This window comes from Tidjanibacter massiliensis, from assembly GCF_900104605.1.
GTDB lineage: Bacteria > Bacteroidota > Bacteroidia > Bacteroidales > Rikenellaceae > Tidjanibacter > Tidjanibacter inops.
This window is the reverse complement of record NZ_LT629960.1, coordinates 1,638,849-1,655,970: the sequence shown is the minus strand read 5'-3', so window position 1 is coordinate 1,655,970 and position 17,122 is coordinate 1,638,849. Positions and strand designations below refer to the sequence as shown.

Genomic DNA, 17,122 nt, shown 5'->3' with positions numbered 1-17,122 from the left:
AATCATGGAAATGCAGATTATTATCAGGCCGGTACTTACCGAGAAGATGACCGCGCAGGGCGAGAAGCTCAACCGCTTCGCCTTCATAGTGGACCGCAGGGCTAACAAGATTCAGATTCGCCAGGCCGTGGAGGATATGTACGGTGTCGTGGTTACGGATGTGAATACCGTGAACTACATGGGCAAGGAGAAGAGCCGTTATACCAAGAGCGGTCTCCTCGAAGGGCGCTCGAACCACTTCAAGAAGGCGATTGTAACCCTGAAGGAGGGAGATACCATTGATTTTTACAGTAATATCTAAGAGAGATGGCAGTAAGAAAGTTCAAACCCGTTACTCCGGGTACAAGACATAAAATCGCCGGAACGTTTGAGGAGGTTACCAAGAGCGCTCCCGAAAAGTCGTTGCTCGAACCGAAAAAGAGCACCGGCGGCCGCAACAGCAACGGCAAGATGACCGTCCGCTACCGCGGCGGCGGCCACAAGCAGATGTACCGTATCATCGACTTCAAGCGGACCAACGACGGAATGCCTGCCACGGTGAAGGCCATCGAGTACGACCCGAACCGTTCGGCCCGCATCGCGCTCATCGTCTATGCCAACGGCGAAAAGAGCTACATCCTCGCTCCGAACGGCCTCAAGGTGGGGCAGACCATCGTGAGTGGTTCGGGTGTCGCTCCCGAAGTGGGCAACACGCTTCCGCTGGCCGAGATACCGCTCGGTACGGTGATACACGCCATAGAACTCTATCCCGGTCAGGGTGCCGCCATGGCACGCAGCGCCGGTACTTACGCGCAGCTTCTCGCCCGCGAAGGTAAATATGCTATTATCAAACTCCCTTCGGGTGAAACCCGCATGGTGCTGACCACGTGCCGCGCAACCGTAGGCGTCGTGTCGAACCCCGACCACAGCCTCGAACAGCACGGTAAGGCCGGCCGCCGCCGCTGGCTGGGCCGCAGGCCGCATAACCGCGGTGTCACCATGAACCCGGTAGACCACCCCATGGGTGGTGGCGAGGGCCGTTCCTCGGGTGGGCACCCGCGTTCGCGCAAAGGTTTGCTCGCCAAAGGCTACAAGACCCGCAACCCGAAAAAGACTACCTCGAAGTTCATTATTTCAAGGAAAAAGTAGGGCCGCATGAGCGCCTTGCCTGAACAAAAAGGAAAATTTAAAAGGTAAAAAATAGTAGCATAATGAGTCGTTCATTAAAAAAAGGACCATATATCGAACCGAAACTCGAAAAGCGCGTCATTGCGCAGAACGAGGGCGGTAAGAAAAGCGTCATCAAGACCTGGTCGAGGGCAAGCATGATTTCCCCCGATTTCGTGGGGCAGACCATCGCCGTCCACAACGGGAACAAGTTCATCCCGGTTTATGTAACAGAGAATATGGTAGGCCACAAACTCGGTGAGTTCGCGCCGACGCGCAACTTCCGCGGTCACGCCGGTAACAGAAAAAAATAAGTAGGAAATGGGCTCGAGAAAACATGAAATGGCCGAGAGGATGAAGGCCGAGAAGAAGCAGATAGCCATTGCCTCCCTGCGTGACTGCCCGACCTCCCCGCGCAAAATGCGTATCGTTGCGGATACCATCCGCGGCGTCGAGGTGAACCGGGCGCTGGCACTGCTGCGTTACTCCAAGAAAGAGGCTTCCATCAGGTTGGAGAAGCTGCTCCGTTCGGCTATTGCAAACTGGGAAGCGAAGAACGAGGGCGAAAGACTTGAAGACAATACCCTTTACGTAAAGGAGATTATGGTCGACAGCGCACGCATTCTCAAGAGGATACAACCCGCTCCTCAGGGGCGCGCACACCGTATCCGCAAGCGTTCCAACCACGTTACGATTGTAGTAGATAAAAAGATAACCGAAGAAAAAGCGAACTAAGATGGGACAGAAAGTAAATCCGATAGCTAACCGCCTCGGCGTAATCCGCGGCTGGGACTCCAACTGGTACGGTGGGAAAGACTTCTCGTCCAAGCTGGTGGAGGATGCTAAAATCCGCGAATACTTGAACGCCCGTCTGGCCAAGGCAAGTATCTCGAAGATTATCATAGAAAGGACGCTGAAGCTCGTCACCGTTACCATCTCGACCGCACGCCCCGGTATCATCATCGGCAAGGGCGGCCAGGAGGTCGACAAACTGAAGGAAGAGCTTAAGAAACTCACCGGCAAGGAGGTGCAGATAAACATCTTCGAGGTGAAGCGTCCGGAGGTGGATGCGGTGATTGTCGCCAACAACATCGCCCGCCAGCTCGAAGGCCGCGTATCGTACCGCCGTGCCGTGAAGACCGCTATCGCATCGACCATGCGTATGGGAGCCGAGGGCATCAAGATACAGATATCCGGTCGTGTGGGCGGCGCCGAGATGGCCCGCAGCGAAACTTACAAGGAGGGACGTATCCCGTTGCATACTTTCCGTGCCGATGTCGATTACGCACTGGCCGAAGCCATCACCAAGGTGGGTATTCTCGGCGTGAAGGTGTGGATTTGTACCGGCGAAGTATATGGTAAGCGCGACCTGTTCGAGATATCGGGCGCAAGCTCGTTCTCCGGTACGGGTGAGGGCGGCCGCAGGGATGACCGCGGTCCGCGCGGCAAGCGTGACGGTAACAGGAAGAGAAGGGGAGGCGACCGTCCGGCACGTTAATGTCGCCGGCCGGTATCCGGCAGGGTCCGATGCGGAACGCTCCGCGCTACGGAGCGGAAAGGCTGAGGGCCGATGCGGAGCCGAACCGATTAAATGCAACAATTAAAAAACAGAAATAACAATGTTACAGCCAAAAAAGACCAAATACAGAAGGATGCAGAAGGGGCGCATGAAAGGTCTTGCCCAGAGGGGTAACCAGCTTGCGTTCGGCTCTTTCGGAATCAAGGCGCTCGACTCTACCTGGATTACCGGACGCCAGATTGAGGCGGCCCGTCAGGCTATCGTGCGTTACATGAAGCGTGAAGGTCAGATATGGATAAGGATTTTCCCGGACAAGCCCATCACCAAGAAGCCTGCCGAGGTACGTATGGGTAAGGGTAAAGGTTCGCCCGAAGGGTTCGTGGCTCCCGTTACCCCCGGCCGTATCCTCATAGAGGCCGAAGGGGTGCCGTTGGAAGTCGCTCAGGAGGCACTCCGTCTGGGTGCGCAGAAGCTCCCCATCGCAACCAAGTTCGTCGTAAGAAGGGACTATACCGAAAACCAAAACTAACAGATAGACCATGAAAGCAGTAGAGATTAAGGAGCTCTCCGTGGCAGACCTGCAGGAGCGCATTGAGGCTGAAAAGGCGAATCTGAACAAGTTGAAGGTGACGCATGCAGTCTCGCAGATAGAGAATCCGCAGAACATCAAGAAGGCACGCCGCGACATCGCACGCATGATGACCATTCTGCATGAAAAGATGAACAAATAATTACCGCTACTATGGAAAGGAATCTCAGAAAAGAAAGAATCGGGGTGGTTGTCAGCAATAAAATGGACAAATCCATTGTGGTGGCAGTTAAGAGGAAGGTTAAACACCCTATCTACGGCAAGTTCGTGAACAAGACGACCAAGTTCACCGCTCAGGACGATACCAATACGTGCAACGAGGGCGATACCGTCCGTATCATGGAAACCCGTCCGCTGAGCAAGACGAAACGTTGGAGGTTGGTTGAAATAATAGAAAGAGCTAAATAGTCATGATACAACAGGAAAGCAGACTTACAGTAGCCGACAACAGCGGTGCGAAAGAGGTTCTTTGCATCCGCGTGCTGGGCGGAACGCGCAAGCGTTACGCCACGATAGGCGACAAGATAGTGGTTAGCGTGAAAAGCGCTACGCCTTCGGGGGATATCAAGAAGGGGACGGTTTCCAAGGCCGTCGTCGTAAGGACCAAGAAGGAGATAAGGCGCGCGAACGGCTCTTATATTCGTTTCGACGACAATGCCGTGGTACTTCTGAACAACCAGGGAGAAATGAGAGGCACCCGTATCTTCGGGCCGGTGGCACGCGAACTCCGCGACCAGTACATGAAGATTATCTCTCTTGCACCCGAAGTATTGTAGAACTGATTATTCATTTTAGTTTAGCGCGGCGGTCGGCCGACAAGTGCGAACGGCGCTTCGGCGCAGGGAGCGGAAACGGCAGTACAGCGGCGCGGAACAAGAAACAAACAGGAAAATGTCAGCAAAATTACATATCAAGAAAGGGGACACCGTCTATGTGATTGCCGGTGAAAGCAAGAGCAAGGAGAAAACGGGCCGCGTGCTTGAGGTCGATGTGAAGAACCAGCGGGCTATCGTCGAGGGTTTCAACATGGTCAAGAAGCACACCAAACCCAACTCTGCACACCCCCAGGGTGGAATCATTGAGCAGGAGGCTCCCATCCACATATCGAACCTGATGCTGGCCGACCCCAAGACGGGTGCACCGACCCGTGTGGGACGCCGTGCAGGTGAGAAAGGTAAATTAGTTCGTTACGCTAAAAAGTCAGGGGAGGAGATTAAATAATGGCAACGTACACACCTACACTCAAGACGAATTACAGGGAGCAGATAGTTCCTGCCCTGATGAAGGAGTTCGGTTACAAGAGCATCATGCAGGTACCCAGGCTCCAGAAGATAGTGGTAAACCAGGGAATGGGCCAGGCTGTTGCCGACAAGAAGCTCATCGAAGTGGCTGCCGAGGAGCTCTCCCTCATCACCGGTCAGAAGGCCGTTACCACCAAGTCGAGGAAGGACATTTCGAACTTCAAGCTCCGTAAGGGCATGCCCATCGGCGTGATGGTGACCCTCCGGTCGGACAGGATGTACGAGTTCCTCGAAAGGCTTATCGCCGTTGCCCTGCCGCGTATCCGCGACTTCAAGGGCATCAACGAGAAGTTCGACGGCAAGGGGAACTATACCCTCGGTGTTGCCGAACAGATAATCTTCCCGGAAATCGACATCGACAAGATTACCAAGATATTCGGTATGGAGATTACGTTCGTGACCAGTGCGAAGAGCGATGAGGAAGCTTATGCGCTGCTCCGGGAATTCGGCCTGCCGTTCAAAAACGCAAAAAAGAACTAACGAATATTGTGGGCACTCCCCGGAACGGCTCGATGCCGGTGCCGGGGTGGGCACATGAAAATAACAGACATTCGATATGGCAAAAGAATCGATGAAAGCCCGCGAGGTAAAACGCCAGAAACTCGTGAACAGGTATGCTGAGAAGCGCGCTGCCCTCAAGGCGGCCGGTGACCAGGAGGGTTTGAGCAAGCTCCCGCGCAACTCGAACCCCATCCGTCTGCACAACCGCTGCATGATTACCGGACGTCCGAAAGGATACATGCGCCAGTTCGGTATCAGCCGTATCCAGTTCCGCGAGATGGCTTCCAAAGGGCTCATCCCCGGAGTGAAGAAGGCTTCCTGGTAGGAGCGCTGCCACCGGCCGGTTTCCGCAATGCGGAGCCGTCGCCGGAGGAGTGGCCGGGAGTTCCCGGAGCGCTCGGCAGGAGAGACGGAAGCGGACCGAAATGGAGGATTTACGCTTTTTTTACGCTCGGGAATAGTGAATTGTGCCGATAAAAGTGTACTTTTGTGCGGTCTTTTTGTGGACTAACGGATATTTTCCGGGAGGACATCCGCCCGGAATATCCGTAAAATCCACATTATATGATAAATAGGTGGCTTGTGTCTATCTGCAGTACGGCGGGCGGAATGCTCCGCTTGTGCTGTTTCCGCAGTAGCGATGCAGGTGCCGAATGATGAAACTTTAATTTTTAACTTCTAAATCATTATGACAGATCCAATTGCGGATTTTCTGACAAGAATTAGAAACGCGGTGAAAGCCAACCACAAGGTGGTTGAAGCTCCCGGTTCAAAAATTAAGCAGGAAATTACCAAGATTCTGTACGATCAGGGGTATATCCTTGCGTACAAATTCGGGGAAGACGAGAGGGGGCATGCTACCATCAAGATAGCCCTCAAGTACAACCCCCAGACCAAGGTCAATGCAATCAAGGGACTGGAGCGGGTGAGCCGTCCGGGCCTGCGCCGCTATGCGGGTGCGAAGGAGATGCCGAAGGTGCTCAACGGTCTCGGAATCGCCATCGTCTCCACTCCGAAGGGCATCATGACCGACAAGCGTGCCCGCGAGGAGAACGTAGGCGGGGAAGTATTGTGTTATATCTACTAAAACGGAAGGGCCGCGAGATATTTTCCGCGGGAGAATCCGCCGGTGTGCTGCCGGGAGGATGTGCCTCCGCAGAAGCGAAGATATCTTCGGGCGCTTTCGCAAACCAAGCAAAATAAAAGAACAATGTCAAGGATTGGAAAATTACCTGTAAACCTGCCCGCCGGGGTTACCGTGACGGTATCCGATAAGAACGTGGTAAGCGTGAAAGGACCTCTGGGCGAACTGAGCCAGAAGGTAGACCCGGACATCAAGGTCGCCGTAGAGGGGAACGTATTGACAGTGACACGTCCTACGGACCAGCCCCGCCACCGCTCCATGCATGGTCTCTACCGTGCGCTTATCCATAACATGGTGGTCGGCGTATCGAAGGGATACGAGATAAGGCAGGAGCTCATCGGCGTCGGTTACAAGGCCGAGGTCAAAGGACAGATTATCGAATTCTCCCTCGGCTTCTCGCATGATATCTTCTTCATGCTGCCGCCGGAGGTGAAGGCCGAAGTTATCCAGGAGAAGAAGAACGCTCCTATTTTAATCCTCAAGAGTTGCGACAAACAGCTTATTGGTCAGGTTGCCGCCAAGATACGTTCGTTCCGCAAACCGGAACCGTACAAGGGCAAGGGTATCCGCTTCGTGGGTGAAGAGCTCCGCCGCAAGGCTGGTAAGAGCGCTAATGCTAAATAGTAAAAACGTAAGGCTATGTCAATTAATAAGATAGAAAGACGCAACAGGATTAAGATGCGTGTCCGCAAAAAAGTGAGCGGAACCGCCGAGAGGCCTCGTATGACCGTGTTCAGGAGTAACAAGCAGATTTACGTTCAGTTCATAGACGACCTGCGCGGGGTTACCTTGGCGTCGGCATCTTCGCTGGACAAGGAGGTTGCCGAACAGATGAAGGGCATCAACAAGTGTCAGGAGGCGGCCATCGTCGGCAAGCTCGCAGCAGAGCGTGCCGCAGCCAAGGGCATCACGATGGTATCTTTTGACCGCAACGGTTACCTTTACCACGGACGAGTTAAACAGTTGGCCGACGCCGCAAGGGAAGGCGGACTTAAATTTTAAGCGATTATGTCAAATACCAACATAAAGAAAGTAAGAACGAGCGACCTCGAGCTCAAGGACAGGCTCGTGAGCATACAGCGCGTCACGAAAGTGACGAAGGGCGGTCGTACATTCAGCTTTTCCGCGATTGTTGTGGTAGGCAACGAAAACGGCGTGGTAGGCTACGGGCTGGGCAAGGCCAGCGAAGTTACCGCCGCCATTGCGAAGGGCGTGGAGGATGCCAAGAAAAACCTCGTGAAGATACCGATAATCAACGGGACCATTCCTCATTTCCAGGAATACCGTTTCGGCGGTTCGCAGGTTATCGTGCGTCCGGCTGCCCCCGGTACGGGAGTGATAGCCGGCGGTGCCATGCGTGCCGTGTTCGAGAGCGTGGGTATCAAGAACATCCTCGCCAAGAGCAAGGGTTCGTCCAACCCCCACAACCTCGTGAAGGCGACCATAGGCGCGCTTACCGAACTTCGCGATGCGCATACCGTGGCACAGGCCCGCGGCATTTCGCTCAGTAAAGTGTTTAACGGTTAATACGAAAGCGTTATGGCAAAATTGAAAATCACTCAGGTACGCAGCCGTATCGGCGCTACCGAACGTCAAAAGAGGAACCTCGACGCGCTCGGACTCCACAAGATGAACCAGACCGTGGAACACGAAGATTCCGCCATCATCATGGGGATGCTCGAAAAGGTGAAGCACCTCGTCCGTGTAGAAGCGGCGAAATAGGAGGTATCCGTTGCGGAGGATGTTTGCTGTAGGCAGGCATCCGGCCTGCGGCGGATTGTGCGCCGGATTCTTGCAAGGAAGTTGTCCCGTACAGGAGGAAGGCGGCAAAACGGTTTGTAAATTAAAAAACAACATAACGATGAATCTGAATAATCTTAAACCCGCAGAAGGCTCGACCCATCACGACAGACGGATTGGCCGCGGACAGGGTTCCGGGCGCGGCGGTACTTCCACCCGTGGCCACAAGGGGGCCCAGTCGCGTTCGGGCTATTCGCGCAAGCTCGGTTTCGAGGGCGGCCAGATGCCTCTGCAGAGGCGCTTGCCCAAGTACGGTTTTACCAACCTCAAGAGGATCGAATACAAGCCTATCAATCTGAGCGTCATCGATGCGCTCGTGACCAAGGGCAACCTTACCGAAGTCAATGTCGAGACGCTTATCGAAGGAGGCTACGTTTCGAAAAACGACCGCGTGAAAATCCTCGGTAACGGTACGCTCAGCAAAGCGGTCAAGGTTACGGCCCATGCTTTCAGCAAGAGTGCCGTGGCGGCCATAGAGGCCAAGGAAGGCTCCGTTGTAAAACTCTAATATTTCGACGACCGTGAAGAAACTTATCCAAACATTCCAGAACATATTTAAGATAGAGGAACTGAAGAAGAGAATACTCTATACTTTGGGCCTTCTTCTTATATATAGGTTCGGTAGTTTTGTGGTGATTCCCGGTATCAATCCCAATGCATTGTCTTCGCTCGCCGACCAGGTGTCGGGGACCGGTTTGCTCGGCCTGCTGGATATCTTCTCCGGCGGTGCTTTCGCCAACGCGTCGATATTCGCACTGGGCGTGATGCCCTACATCTCCGCCTCCATCATCATGCAGCTGGTGGGTATGGTGATACCCTATTTCCAGCGGATGCAGCGCGAGGGGGAGAGTGGACGCCGCAAAATGAACCAGTGGACAAGGTACCTTACCATCATCGTGCTCCTGTTGCAAGGTTCGGCCTATATCGCCAATCTTTACCACAAGCTCCCGAGCGAGGCATTCGTCCTCGGGCCCGACAACTTCCTGTTCAAGGTCAGCACGATAGTGGTACTTACCGCCGGCACCATGTTCGTCATGTGGCTCGGTGAGAAGATTACGGACAAGGGTCTTGGTAACGGTATTTCGCTCATCATCATGGTGGGTATCATCGCCCGCCTGCCCCAGGCGCTTCTGGTGGAGTTCAACATGCGTTGGGCCGAGGCCGTCGGAGGCATGGTGATGCTGGTTGTCGAGATAGTCATTCTCTACCTCGTCTTCATGGCCACGATTTCCGTATTGCAGGCCGTGAGAAAGGTGCCCGTACAGTATGCCAAGCGTATCGTGGGCAACAAGCAGTACGGCGGCGTACGTCAGTACATTCCGCTTAAGCTCAATGCTGCCAACGTGATGCCTATCATTTTCGCCCAGGCGATTATGTTCATCCCGATGCTTTTCGGAGGGAAGGTAGGCGCTGCAATGGCCAACTATACCGGCTTCTGGTACAACTTCGTATTTGCGATACTGGTAATCCTGTTCACTTATTTCTATACAGCGATTATCGTGAACCCCAACATGATGGCCGATGAACTGAAGCGTAACGGCGGTTTCATTCCCGGTGTGAAACCCGGCAAGGAGACCTCCCGCTATTTGGACACCATCATGACGAGAATCACACTTCCGGGCTCCATCTTCCTTGCTATCGTGGCTATTCTGCCGGCGTTCGCATCGAAGCTGGGCATCAGCCAGCAGTTCTCCCTCTTTTTCGGAGGTACCTCGCTGCTGATTCTCATCGGAGTTATTCTCGACACTCTCAAGCAGGTCGAAAGCTACCTCCTGCTGCGCCATTACGACGGTCTGATGAAGACCGGACGTGTGAAAGGCCGCAACGGTTGATGCTACGGCTGCTTTAATGAGTTTTAATGGTATCTGATGATAACGATAAAGACAGAGGAAGAGATAGGGCTGCTTCGTGAGAACAACCTGCTGGTGAGCGCGACGCTCGCCGAGGTGGCAAAGCATGTGGCTCCGGGTGTCACCACGCTTGAGCTGGATCGCATTGCCGAGGAGTTCATCCGTTCGCACGGAGCAGTCCCGGGCTTCCTCGGGTACGGCGGATTCCCGAATACGCTTTGCGTCTCTGTAAACGAACAGGTGGTGCACGGTATTCCGTCGGATTACGCACTCAGGGAAGGCGATGTAGTTTCGGTAGACTGTGGCACCGTTATGAAGGGGTTCTATGGCGATTCCGCCTATACGTTCGCGGTCGGCAGTATCGACCCGCAGGTGGCGAAGTTACTGCAAGTGACCAAAGAAGCTCTTTATAAAGGTGTCGCACAGGCGAAGGCGGGCAACCGCGTCGGAGATATCTCTGCGGCTGTGCAGCAACATGCCGAATCGAACGGCTTTTCGGTGGTGCGCGAACTGGTGGGGCACGGACTCGGCAGGGACATGCATGAAGACCCGGAGGTGCCCAATTACGGAGTCCGCGGACGCGGCCCGCTGCTCAAGGAGGGAATGGTCATCTGCATCGAACCCATGATTAACATGGGGCGCAGGCAGGTGGTGTTCGAGAAGGACGGATGGACGGTACGTACCGCAGACCGCAAACCTTCGGCCCATTTCGAATTTGCAGTGGCTATCCGCAAGGGAGGCCCCGACGTACTGACCGATTTCGGAATTATCGAGAAAGCGATTTCATGACCGGAGCGGGATTTCTTTTACCTGTGCAGCGGAACACGGTTCCCGGCAGAGGAAGAGAAAAGTTTTCCGGATGGAAGAAAATTTAAGACTCTATGGCAAAACAGGCTGCTATTGAAAAGGACGGAACGATTATCGAAGCGTTGTCCAATGCGATGTTCCGGGTGGAACTCGACAACGGTCATATCATTACCGCCCACATCTCGGGAAAGATGAGGATGCACTACATCAAAATCCTTCCCGGTGACAAGGTAAAAGTGGAGATGTCCCCCTATGATTTGACGAAGGGGAGGATATCGTTCCGCTACAAATAGGGAACGGTTGCGGGAGGGACCGTAACGGATGGAACCCTGTCGTCTCTCTGCATGACGCGGAGCGCGTCGGAGCAGAAGAATAGGGACGGCGGGAGTCTGCGCGGTACGGCGAAAAGGTTCGCAATGCAATCCCTTACTATTGACAATTAGAAAGATGTTTCAAGATGAAAGTAAAAGCATCAATTAAGAAAAGAAGCGAGGACTGCAAGATTGTAAGGCGTAAGGGGAAACTCTACGTTATCTGCAAGAAAACTCCCAAGTACAAAATGCGCCAAGGCTAATTAAAATTAAAGAAAAGATTTATGGCACGTATAGTAGGTGTAGATTTACCCAAAAACAAACGCGGCGAAATAGGCCTTACCTATATCTACGGCATAGGCCGCAGCACTTCGCGCAGGATTCTCGATATGGCCGGCGTGGACCCTAACATGAAGGTACAGGATTGGAACGACGACCAGGTTGCAGCCATTCGTAACGCCATCGCCGAAAGCGGTATCAAGGTGGAGGGCGAATGCCGTTCGCAGGTACAGCTCAACATCAAACGTCTGATGGATATCGGTTGTTACCGCGGCATCCGTCACCGTCTGGGCCTTCCGGTACGCGGACAGAGTACCAAGAACAATGCCCGTACCCGCAAGGGAAAGAAGAAAACCGTGGCTAACAAGAAAAAAGCAACCAAGTAATAATTTCGAAGAGTTAATATGGCAAAGAAAACAAGTACGACTAAGAAAAGGGTTGTCAAGGTTGAGCCCGTGGGTATGGCGTTTGTCCATTCTACCTTCAACAACGTCATCGTCACCCTTACCAACGGCATCGGAGAGGTTATTAGTTGGAGTTCGGCAGGCAAGATGGGCTTCAGGGGGTCCAAGAAAAACACCCCCTACGCTGCCCAGATGGCTGCTGCGGACTGTGCGAAAGTGGCATACGATGCCGGTCTGCGCAAGGTGAAGGTTTACGTCAAGGGTCCGGGTGCCGGCCGCGAATCGGCTATCCGTACGATACACGGTTCGGGCATCGAGGTGATGGAAATCATCGACGTTACGCCGCTGCCGCACAACGGTTGCCGTGCTCCTAACCGTCGCAGGGTATAAGCGGCAGGAGGAACGGAACATCCGTCAGCGGAATCTGCAATTAGGTAAGTGGCGCCGACCGGTCGGCATAGGGTTCCGGGAAGCGCGGTATGCTTAAAAACAAAAATTAAAAAACAATGGCAAGATATATAGGACCAAAAACCAAGATTGTACGTAAGTTCGGTGAGCCTATCTATGGGGTCGACAAGACTCTGGAGAAGAAGAACTATCCTCCCGGACAGCACGGCATCAACCGTAAACGCAAGAAAGTATCGGAATACGGTACTCAGCTCAGCGAGAAACAGAAGGCGAAATATACCTACGGTGTACTCGAAAAACAGTTCCACAAGACTTTTGAAGAGGCTGCCCGTATGGGCGGTATCACGGGCGAGAACCTGCTCAAGCTGCTCGAATCGCGCCTCGACAACGTGGTATACAGGTTGGGCATCGCTCCTTCGCGTGCGGCTGCGCGTCAGCTCGTTTCTCACCGTCATATCACTGTGAACGGCAACGTAGTGAACATTCCTTCGTACAGCCTGAAAGTGGGCGACGTGGTGGCCGTTAGGGAGAAATCCAAGAGCCTCGAGGTCATCACCGAATCTCTGGCAGGAAAACGCAACCGTTATCCGTGGCTGGAGTGGGACGGTGCGACGATGAGCGGACGTTTCCTCCAGAAACCGGAGCGTGAGGATATTCCCGAGAATATCAAGGAACAGTTGATAGTCGAGCTCTACTCGAAATAGCCCCTGATCTGTCGCGGTACGCCGCGACGGTCATGCGGATATCCGGCGGGAGGTACGCGGCGTGAGCCGGGTACCCCGCGGCCCGGAGGGTCGGGATGACCGTAACGGCGATGCGGAGGCCGGCAACCGCAGGACTTCGGCCGCGATGATGAACACTGAAAGAATATAAAGAAAAATAAGGAGCGAAAATTATGGCAATACTAGCATTCCAGAAGCCTGAAAAGGTCATCATGCTTGAGTCCACTTCGGAGTTCGGGAAATTCGAGTTCCGTCCTCTGGAGCCGGGATTCGGTATGACTATCGGAAATGCCCTGCGCCGTATCCTGTTGTCCTCTCTGGAGGGTTACGCGATAACGAACGTAAGGATTACCGGTGTCGACCACGAGTTTGCCGCCATCCCCGGAGTGATGGAGGGCGTAATCGATATCATCCTCAATCTCAAGCAGGTGCGGTTTATCAGGACGGTGGAGAATGTGGACACGGAAACCGTGACCATCAATGTCGCGGGACAGAGTGAATTGACGGCGGGCAACATCTCGAATTTCATGACGAACTTCAAGGTGCTCAATCCCGACCTCGTTATCTGCCACCTGACTCCTGAGACCAAACTGCAGATGGAGCTTACCATCAACAAAGGTCGCGGGTATGTCCCGGCAGACGAGAACCGTCAGCCGGATGCCGAATTCGGTGTCCTGGCCATTGACTCTATCCACACTCCCATTAAGAACGTAAAATATTCTGTGGAGAACTACCGTGTGGAACAGAAGACCGACTATGAGAAACTCAACATCGAGATTACCACGGACGGTTCCATCCACCCGAAGGATGCTTTGAAAGAGGCGGCTAAAATCCTTATCCACCACTTCATGCTCTTCTCCGACGAGAAGATTACGCTCAATATGGAAGAGAATAACATGTCCGAGGAGTTCGATGAAGATGTTCTCCATATGAGGCAGCTGCTCAAGACGAAACTGTCCGACCAGGACCTTTCCGTGCGTGCGCTCAACTGCCTCAAGGCGGCCGAAGTCGATACGATAGGCGATTTGGTTCGTTACAACCGCAACGACCTGCTGAAGTTCCGCAACTTCGGCAAGAAGTCGCTCACGGAGTTGGACGACCTGCTGGCCAATCTCAATCTCCACTTCGGCATGGATGTCACACCGTATAAACTCGATAAGGATTAGGGCCGAAGTGCCGTTCACAGTTTTTGTCTCCCGTACGGCGGGATGACGGAAATTTCTTAACCGATACGTAATTATGAGACACAATAAGAAAATCAACCATCTTGGTCGTCAGGCAGGTCACCGCAAAGCGTTGATGTCTAACATGGCAAGTTCCCTGATTCTCCACAAGAGGATAGAGACGACCGTTGCTAAGGCAAAAGCGCTCAGGAAGTTTGTAGAGCCGCTGATAACCAAATCGAAAGAGGATACTACCCATTCGCGCCGCGTCGTTTTCAGTTATCTGAAGGACAAGTATGCGGTTACGGAGCTGTTCCGCGAGGTGGCTCCCCGCGTAGCCGACCGTCCGGGCGGTTACACCCGCATCCTGCATACGGGCTTCCGTCTCGGTGACGGTTCGGAGATGTGTATCATCGAGCTTGTCGATTTCAATGAGACTTATAAGGCCGGTGCGGCTCCCGAGGCGAAAGCCCGTACGCGTCGCAGCCGTGGCGGTGCTGCCAAGAAGGCGGCTGCTCCGGTGGCTGAGGAGACGGTGGGCGCTGAGGCAGATGTTCCTGCAGAGGGGACCGAGGAGGTTCAGAAGACTTCTGCAAAGAAGGCACCTGCAAAGACCGCTGCTCCCAAGCCGGTTGCTAAGCCTGCTCCCAAGACTTCGGGGGCGAAGAGTGCCGCTGTTAAGACGGGGGCGACGAAAAAAGGGTGATAGAACATTAATAGCCAGATATTTGATAGCGGAGCGGAGTGCCTGTATGGTACTCCGTTCTGTTTTCTTGATGGGGTCCGACGGGGCGAGTGTCTGTCGGAGGGCAAGCGTTGCGGGTGTGGAAGCTCCGTATGTCTCTGCGGGGGCGGTCTTTGCTTCGTCTCCAATGTATGATTCAAGGCGCAAGGTTTTACTCTACCCTGAAACCGGAGTGGGACGGAGCCGCTGTCTGTAGGATACGGTTCGCCTTGCGGTTTTACGAGAAAGGTAAGTGTTAAAGCTCTTTTTCGGGAGCGGGTATTACTTTCCGGATAGTTGGCATTGATTTGATGCGTTGTCCGGTTTGTGCTTTTTTTCGGCAAGGCAGGCCGTTGGAGCTTTCTTTCGGGTGTCGCTCTCCGGGCGTCGGATTGTATCGGGACATATCTTGTCCCTCTCGGAGTAGGCGGAACGGCCTTATCCGGTCGGGATGGTCGGACATGTTCCGGCCTGAGGGTCCCCGAAGTGGCTGCTCTCTGTGCTTACCGTTTGGTTGTCAGGCGGACAAGTTATTTTAAAAAAATTTAATTTTGTTGTTTAATATCGGGCAATGTCGTAATTTTGCGTGTTCGGAGATGCGGTACGGTTGTTGTCGCCTCCCCGTCGGGTAACAGGCAGTTTAAGGTTGTATAACATTTTAAATATGAAAGAGATGTCAGAGATTGTAAGTGTACATGCAAGGGAGATAATCGACTCCCGAGGAAATCCCACGGTAGAGGTCGAGGTGACGACGGCCAGCGGTGCTTTCGGCCGTGCTGCGGTTCCGAGCGGTGCCTCCACGGGTGAACATGAGGCGCTGGAGCTGCGCGACGGAGACAAGGGGCGTTACCTGGGTAAGGGCGTGCTGAAAGCCGTGGCCAATGTAAACGATGTGATTGCTCCGGAAATTATCGGAATGGAGGTTACCGACCAGGTAGGTATCGATAAGACGATGCTTCAACTCGACGGGACTCCTACCAAAAGCAATCTCGGGGCCAATGCGATACTCGGTGTTTCGCTTGCTTGTGCGCGTGCGGCGGCAGACCTGCTCGGCATGCCGCTCTACCGTTATATCGGCGGGGTGAATGCCAAGACGCTGCCGGTTCCCATGATGAACATCATCAACGGCGGCTCCCACTCCGATGCGCCCATTGCGTTCCAGGAGTTCATGATACGTCCGGTAGGTGCACCCTCTTTCCGAGAGGGACTCAGGATGGGGTCGGAAGTATTCCACAACCTCAAGAAAGTGCTGCATGAACGCGGCCTGAGCACCGCAGTGGGTGACGAGGGCGGTTTCGCCCCGGCACTGAACGGTACCGAAGATGCAATCGAATCCATCATAGAGGCTATCAAAAGGGCAGGTTACAAGCCGGGACGCAAGGAGGATGGCGGCGATGTGGCCATTGCCATGGACTGTGCGTCGAGCGAGTTCTATGCGGACGGCATCTACGATTACACCAAGTTTGAAGGTGCCAAGGGTGCCAAGCGTACCTCGGCCGAGCAGGTGGCTTATCTTGAAGAGCTCGTTGCGAAATATCCGATAGATTCGATAGAGGACGGTATGAGCGAGAACGACTGGGAAGGGTGGCAGCTTCTTACGGCGAAACTCGGTGGACGCTGCCAGCTCGTGGGCGACGACCTCTTCGTGACGAACGTGGAGTTCCTCAAAAAAGGAATCGAGATGGGGTGTGCCAATTCCATCCTTATCAAGGTGAATCAGATAGGTACGCTGACCGAGACGATGGACGCCATCGAGATGGCCCATCGTGCCGGCTATACCAGCGTGACTTCGCACCGTTCCGGAGAGACGGAGGATGCAACCATCGCCGACATTGCGGTGGCTACGAACTCCGGCCAGATTAAGACCGGTTCGATGTCGCGTTCCGACCGTATGGCCAAGTACAATCAGTTGCTCCGTATCGAGGAGGAGCTCGGCGACGAGGCGGTTTACGGATACGCCAAGATTTACAGAAAGTAGACGGTATCCTGCCCCTCTCCTTTTGGGAGAGGCAGGAGCATCGGTAGGCTGTGTGCAAGTCGGCCTGCGATGTGTGGAAGCGGGGAGGGGAGTGTTTCCTTTCCCGCTTTCTTATTTGTATTGGAGGGTGTTTAAATAGCTGCAACGGAGGTGTCCCGGTGGAAATTTCCTGTGCCATACGCTCCTGCCGCATCGGAGAGCGGTTCATACAGATACAGAAAAAGGGAAAAGTGTAATCCGTTCCGTCCTTCCTGCAAACTGCAAACGCAATTCGAATCGATTCAACCTTCCGTCTCCGAAGTTCATGCCGAATTTCAAAGTACCGGGATGTTGCATTTTTTCGTCAAATCTTCCTGGGCTGTCGCTTATCCTTTTTGTATTTTCCCCGTGTATGCAGAGTGTCTTACCGCGGCATAATCTCTGGAAAAGAAAAAGGGGAGGAACCATGTTCCTCCCCTTTTTCCCACTCTTTGCAA

General features: G+C 53.8%; 28 protein-coding genes. All 28 read left to right on the top strand.

The window, feature by feature from the left end; all coding sequences use genetic code 11:
* The first annotated feature begins 10 nt into the window (after positions 1-10).
* The 28 genes from rplW (at position 11) to eno (ending at position 16,646) form a co-directional block, all read left to right on the top strand.
* Complete coding sequence (gene rplW, locus BQ5361_RS08045) at positions 11-301, top strand: 50S ribosomal protein L23 (RefSeq protein WP_035473533.1); 291 nt, start codon at positions 11-13, stop codon at positions 299-301.
* Between the two features lie 5 nt (positions 302-306).
* Positions 307-1,128: a 50S ribosomal protein L2 gene (gene rplB / locus BQ5361_RS08040; protein WP_022063808.1), complete on the top strand. Its 822-nt coding sequence runs from the start codon at positions 307-309 to the stop codon at positions 1,126-1,128.
* Between the two features lie 62 nt (positions 1,129-1,190).
* A complete protein-coding gene (gene rpsS, locus BQ5361_RS08035) occupies positions 1,191-1,460 on the top strand; it encodes a 30S ribosomal protein S19 (protein WP_022063807.1) in 270 nt (89 codons plus the stop codon).
* A 7-nt stretch (positions 1,461-1,467) separates the two neighbouring features.
* On the top strand, positions 1,468-1,881 hold the full coding sequence (gene rplV, locus BQ5361_RS08030; RefSeq protein ID WP_035473431.1) for a 50S ribosomal protein L22: 414 nt from the start codon (positions 1,468-1,470) through the stop codon (positions 1,879-1,881).
* Between the two features lies 1 nt (position 1,882).
* Positions 1,883-2,644 carry a 30S ribosomal protein S3 gene (rpsC, locus tag BQ5361_RS08025; protein WP_022063805.1) on the top strand — a complete coding sequence of 254 codons (762 nt, stop codon included), beginning with the start codon at positions 1,883-1,885 and terminating at the stop codon, positions 2,642-2,644.
* Positions 2,645-2,765: 121 nt separating this feature from the next.
* Positions 2,766-3,194 (top strand): 50S ribosomal protein L16, encoded by a 429-nt coding sequence (gene rplP / locus BQ5361_RS08020; RefSeq protein WP_022063804.1) that lies wholly within the window; start codon positions 2,766-2,768, stop codon positions 3,192-3,194.
* Positions 3,195-3,204: 10 nt separating this feature from the next.
* On the top strand, positions 3,205-3,396 hold the full coding sequence (gene rpmC, locus BQ5361_RS08015; RefSeq protein WP_022063803.1) for a 50S ribosomal protein L29: 192 nt from the start codon (positions 3,205-3,207) through the stop codon (positions 3,394-3,396).
* Between the two features lie 11 nt (positions 3,397-3,407).
* Positions 3,408-3,662 carry a 30S ribosomal protein S17 gene (rpsQ, locus tag BQ5361_RS08010; RefSeq protein ID WP_022063802.1) on the top strand — a complete coding sequence of 85 codons (255 nt, stop codon included), beginning with the start codon at positions 3,408-3,410 and terminating at the stop codon, positions 3,660-3,662.
* 2 nt (positions 3,663-3,664) lie between these two features.
* Complete coding sequence (gene rplN, locus BQ5361_RS08005; protein WP_022063801.1) at positions 3,665-4,030, top strand: 50S ribosomal protein L14; 366 nt, start codon at positions 3,665-3,667, stop codon at positions 4,028-4,030.
* Between the two features lie 115 nt (positions 4,031-4,145).
* Positions 4,146-4,475 carry a 50S ribosomal protein L24 gene (gene rplX / locus BQ5361_RS08000; RefSeq protein ID WP_022063800.1) on the top strand — a complete coding sequence of 110 codons (330 nt, stop codon included), beginning with the start codon at positions 4,146-4,148 and terminating at the stop codon, positions 4,473-4,475.
* Positions 4,475-5,035: a 50S ribosomal protein L5 gene (rplE, locus tag BQ5361_RS07995; RefSeq protein WP_022063799.1), complete on the top strand. Its 561-nt coding sequence runs from the start codon at positions 4,475-4,477 to the stop codon at positions 5,033-5,035. The genes rplX and rplE overlap by 1 nt, the downstream gene beginning before the upstream one ends.
* 76 nt (positions 5,036-5,111) lie before the next feature.
* Positions 5,112-5,381 carry a 30S ribosomal protein S14 gene (rpsN, locus tag BQ5361_RS07990; RefSeq protein WP_022063798.1) on the top strand — a complete coding sequence of 90 codons (270 nt, stop codon included), beginning with the start codon at positions 5,112-5,114 and terminating at the stop codon, positions 5,379-5,381.
* A gap of 363 nt (positions 5,382-5,744) precedes the next feature.
* Positions 5,745-6,143: a 30S ribosomal protein S8 gene (gene rpsH / locus BQ5361_RS07985; protein ID WP_022063797.1), complete on the top strand. Its 399-nt coding sequence runs from the start codon at positions 5,745-5,747 to the stop codon at positions 6,141-6,143.
* A 123-nt stretch (positions 6,144-6,266) separates the two neighbouring features.
* Complete coding sequence (rplF, locus tag BQ5361_RS07980; RefSeq protein ID WP_022063796.1) at positions 6,267-6,824, top strand: 50S ribosomal protein L6; 558 nt, start codon at positions 6,267-6,269, stop codon at positions 6,822-6,824.
* Between the two features lie 15 nt (positions 6,825-6,839).
* Complete coding sequence (rplR, locus tag BQ5361_RS07975) at positions 6,840-7,202, top strand: 50S ribosomal protein L18 (protein WP_022063795.1); 363 nt, start codon at positions 6,840-6,842, stop codon at positions 7,200-7,202.
* A 6-nt stretch (positions 7,203-7,208) separates the two neighbouring features.
* Positions 7,209-7,727 (top strand): 30S ribosomal protein S5, encoded by a 519-nt coding sequence (gene rpsE, locus BQ5361_RS07970; protein ID WP_022063794.1) that lies wholly within the window; start codon positions 7,209-7,211, stop codon positions 7,725-7,727.
* A gap of 12 nt (positions 7,728-7,739) precedes the next feature.
* A complete protein-coding gene (rpmD, locus tag BQ5361_RS07965; RefSeq protein WP_022063793.1) occupies positions 7,740-7,922 on the top strand; it encodes a 50S ribosomal protein L30 in 183 nt (60 codons plus the stop codon).
* A 139-nt stretch (positions 7,923-8,061) separates the two neighbouring features.
* Positions 8,062-8,508: a 50S ribosomal protein L15 gene (rplO, locus tag BQ5361_RS07960; protein ID WP_022063792.1), complete on the top strand. Its 447-nt coding sequence runs from the start codon at positions 8,062-8,064 to the stop codon at positions 8,506-8,508.
* 13 nt (positions 8,509-8,521) lie between these two features.
* Positions 8,522-9,832, top strand: a complete 1,311-nt coding sequence (secY, locus tag BQ5361_RS07955) for a preprotein translocase subunit SecY (RefSeq protein WP_022063791.1) — start codon at positions 8,522-8,524, stop codon at positions 9,830-9,832.
* A 36-nt stretch (positions 9,833-9,868) separates the two neighbouring features.
* Positions 9,869-10,639 (top strand): type I methionyl aminopeptidase, encoded by a 771-nt coding sequence (map, locus tag BQ5361_RS07950; protein ID WP_035473435.1) that lies wholly within the window; start codon positions 9,869-9,871, stop codon positions 10,637-10,639.
* Positions 10,640-10,731: 92 nt separating this feature from the next.
* Positions 10,732-10,950, top strand: a complete 219-nt coding sequence (infA, locus tag BQ5361_RS07945; protein WP_022063789.1) for a translation initiation factor IF-1 — start codon at positions 10,732-10,734, stop codon at positions 10,948-10,950.
* A 164-nt stretch (positions 10,951-11,114) separates the two neighbouring features.
* The gene (gene rpmJ, locus BQ5361_RS10350) at positions 11,115-11,231 is read left to right on the top strand and encodes a 50S ribosomal protein L36 (RefSeq protein WP_022063788.1); all 117 of its coding nucleotides are present in this window, start codon (positions 11,115-11,117) and stop codon (positions 11,229-11,231) included.
* Positions 11,232-11,252: 21 nt separating this feature from the next.
* On the top strand, positions 11,253-11,633 hold the full coding sequence (rpsM, locus tag BQ5361_RS07940; RefSeq protein WP_022063787.1) for a 30S ribosomal protein S13: 381 nt from the start codon (positions 11,253-11,255) through the stop codon (positions 11,631-11,633).
* 18 nt (positions 11,634-11,651) lie between these two features.
* On the top strand, positions 11,652-12,041 hold the full coding sequence (gene rpsK / locus BQ5361_RS07935) for a 30S ribosomal protein S11 (RefSeq protein ID WP_022063786.1): 390 nt from the start codon (positions 11,652-11,654) through the stop codon (positions 12,039-12,041).
* 116 nt (positions 12,042-12,157) lie between these two features.
* Positions 12,158-12,763: a 30S ribosomal protein S4 gene (gene rpsD, locus BQ5361_RS07930; RefSeq protein ID WP_035473438.1), complete on the top strand. Its 606-nt coding sequence runs from the start codon at positions 12,158-12,160 to the stop codon at positions 12,761-12,763.
* Between the two features lie 191 nt (positions 12,764-12,954).
* Positions 12,955-13,947, top strand: coding sequence for a DNA-directed RNA polymerase subunit alpha (locus BQ5361_RS07925; protein WP_022063784.1), 993 nt, complete (start codon positions 12,955-12,957; stop codon positions 13,945-13,947).
* A 73-nt stretch (positions 13,948-14,020) separates the two neighbouring features.
* The gene (gene rplQ / locus BQ5361_RS07920; protein WP_035473440.1) at positions 14,021-14,650 is read left to right on the top strand and encodes a 50S ribosomal protein L17; all 630 of its coding nucleotides are present in this window, start codon (positions 14,021-14,023) and stop codon (positions 14,648-14,650) included.
* 691 nt (positions 14,651-15,341) lie between these two features.
* The gene (gene eno / locus BQ5361_RS07915) at positions 15,342-16,646 is read left to right on the top strand and encodes a phosphopyruvate hydratase (protein ID WP_022063782.1); all 1,305 of its coding nucleotides are present in this window, start codon (positions 15,342-15,344) and stop codon (positions 16,644-16,646) included.
* Positions 16,647-17,122: the final 476 nt, after the last annotated feature.

Bases quoted from the DNA above. Each gene is read 5' to 3' on its own strand.
- rplW (WP_035473533.1), top strand. From the start codon at position 11: ATGCAGATTATTATCAGGCCGGTACTTACCGAGAAGATGACCGCGCAG.
- rplB (WP_022063808.1), top strand. From the start codon at position 307: ATGGCAGTAAGAAAGTTCAAACCCGTTACTCCGGGTACAAGACATAAA.
- rpsS (WP_022063807.1), top strand. From the start codon at position 1,191: ATGAGTCGTTCATTAAAAAAAGGACCATATATCGAACCGAAACTCGAA.
- rplV (WP_035473431.1), top strand. From the start codon at position 1,468: ATGGGCTCGAGAAAACATGAAATGGCCGAGAGGATGAAGGCCGAGAAG.
- rpsC (WP_022063805.1), top strand. From the start codon at position 1,883: ATGGGACAGAAAGTAAATCCGATAGCTAACCGCCTCGGCGTAATCCGC.
- rplP (WP_022063804.1), top strand. From the start codon at position 2,766: ATGTTACAGCCAAAAAAGACCAAATACAGAAGGATGCAGAAGGGGCGC.
- rpmC (WP_022063803.1), top strand. From the start codon at position 3,205: ATGAAAGCAGTAGAGATTAAGGAGCTCTCCGTGGCAGACCTGCAGGAG.
- rpsQ (WP_022063802.1), top strand. From the start codon at position 3,408: ATGGAAAGGAATCTCAGAAAAGAAAGAATCGGGGTGGTTGTCAGCAAT.
- rplN (WP_022063801.1), top strand. From the start codon at position 3,665: ATGATACAACAGGAAAGCAGACTTACAGTAGCCGACAACAGCGGTGCG.
- rplX (WP_022063800.1), top strand. From the start codon at position 4,146: ATGTCAGCAAAATTACATATCAAGAAAGGGGACACCGTCTATGTGATT.
- rplE (WP_022063799.1), top strand. From the start codon at position 4,475: ATGGCAACGTACACACCTACACTCAAGACGAATTACAGGGAGCAGATA.
- rpsN (WP_022063798.1), top strand. From the start codon at position 5,112: ATGGCAAAAGAATCGATGAAAGCCCGCGAGGTAAAACGCCAGAAACTC.
- rpsH (WP_022063797.1), top strand. From the start codon at position 5,745: ATGACAGATCCAATTGCGGATTTTCTGACAAGAATTAGAAACGCGGTG.
- rplF (WP_022063796.1), top strand. From the start codon at position 6,267: ATGTCAAGGATTGGAAAATTACCTGTAAACCTGCCCGCCGGGGTTACC.
- rplR (WP_022063795.1), top strand. From the start codon at position 6,840: ATGTCAATTAATAAGATAGAAAGACGCAACAGGATTAAGATGCGTGTC.
- rpsE (WP_022063794.1), top strand. From the start codon at position 7,209: ATGTCAAATACCAACATAAAGAAAGTAAGAACGAGCGACCTCGAGCTC.
- rpmD (WP_022063793.1), top strand. From the start codon at position 7,740: ATGGCAAAATTGAAAATCACTCAGGTACGCAGCCGTATCGGCGCTACC.
- rplO (WP_022063792.1), top strand. From the start codon at position 8,062: ATGAATCTGAATAATCTTAAACCCGCAGAAGGCTCGACCCATCACGAC.
- map (WP_035473435.1), top strand. From the start codon at position 9,869: ATGATAACGATAAAGACAGAGGAAGAGATAGGGCTGCTTCGTGAGAAC.
- infA (WP_022063789.1), top strand. From the start codon at position 10,732: ATGGCAAAACAGGCTGCTATTGAAAAGGACGGAACGATTATCGAAGCG.
- rpmJ (WP_022063788.1), top strand. From the start codon at position 11,115: ATGAAAGTAAAAGCATCAATTAAGAAAAGAAGCGAGGACTGCAAGATT.
- rpsM (WP_022063787.1), top strand. From the start codon at position 11,253: ATGGCACGTATAGTAGGTGTAGATTTACCCAAAAACAAACGCGGCGAA.
- rpsK (WP_022063786.1), top strand. From the start codon at position 11,652: ATGGCAAAGAAAACAAGTACGACTAAGAAAAGGGTTGTCAAGGTTGAG.
- rpsD (WP_035473438.1), top strand. From the start codon at position 12,158: ATGGCAAGATATATAGGACCAAAAACCAAGATTGTACGTAAGTTCGGT.
- BQ5361_RS07925 (WP_022063784.1), top strand. From the start codon at position 12,955: ATGGCAATACTAGCATTCCAGAAGCCTGAAAAGGTCATCATGCTTGAG.
- rplQ (WP_035473440.1), top strand. From the start codon at position 14,021: ATGAGACACAATAAGAAAATCAACCATCTTGGTCGTCAGGCAGGTCAC.
- eno (WP_022063782.1), top strand. From the start codon at position 15,342: ATGTCAGAGATTGTAAGTGTACATGCAAGGGAGATAATCGACTCCCGA.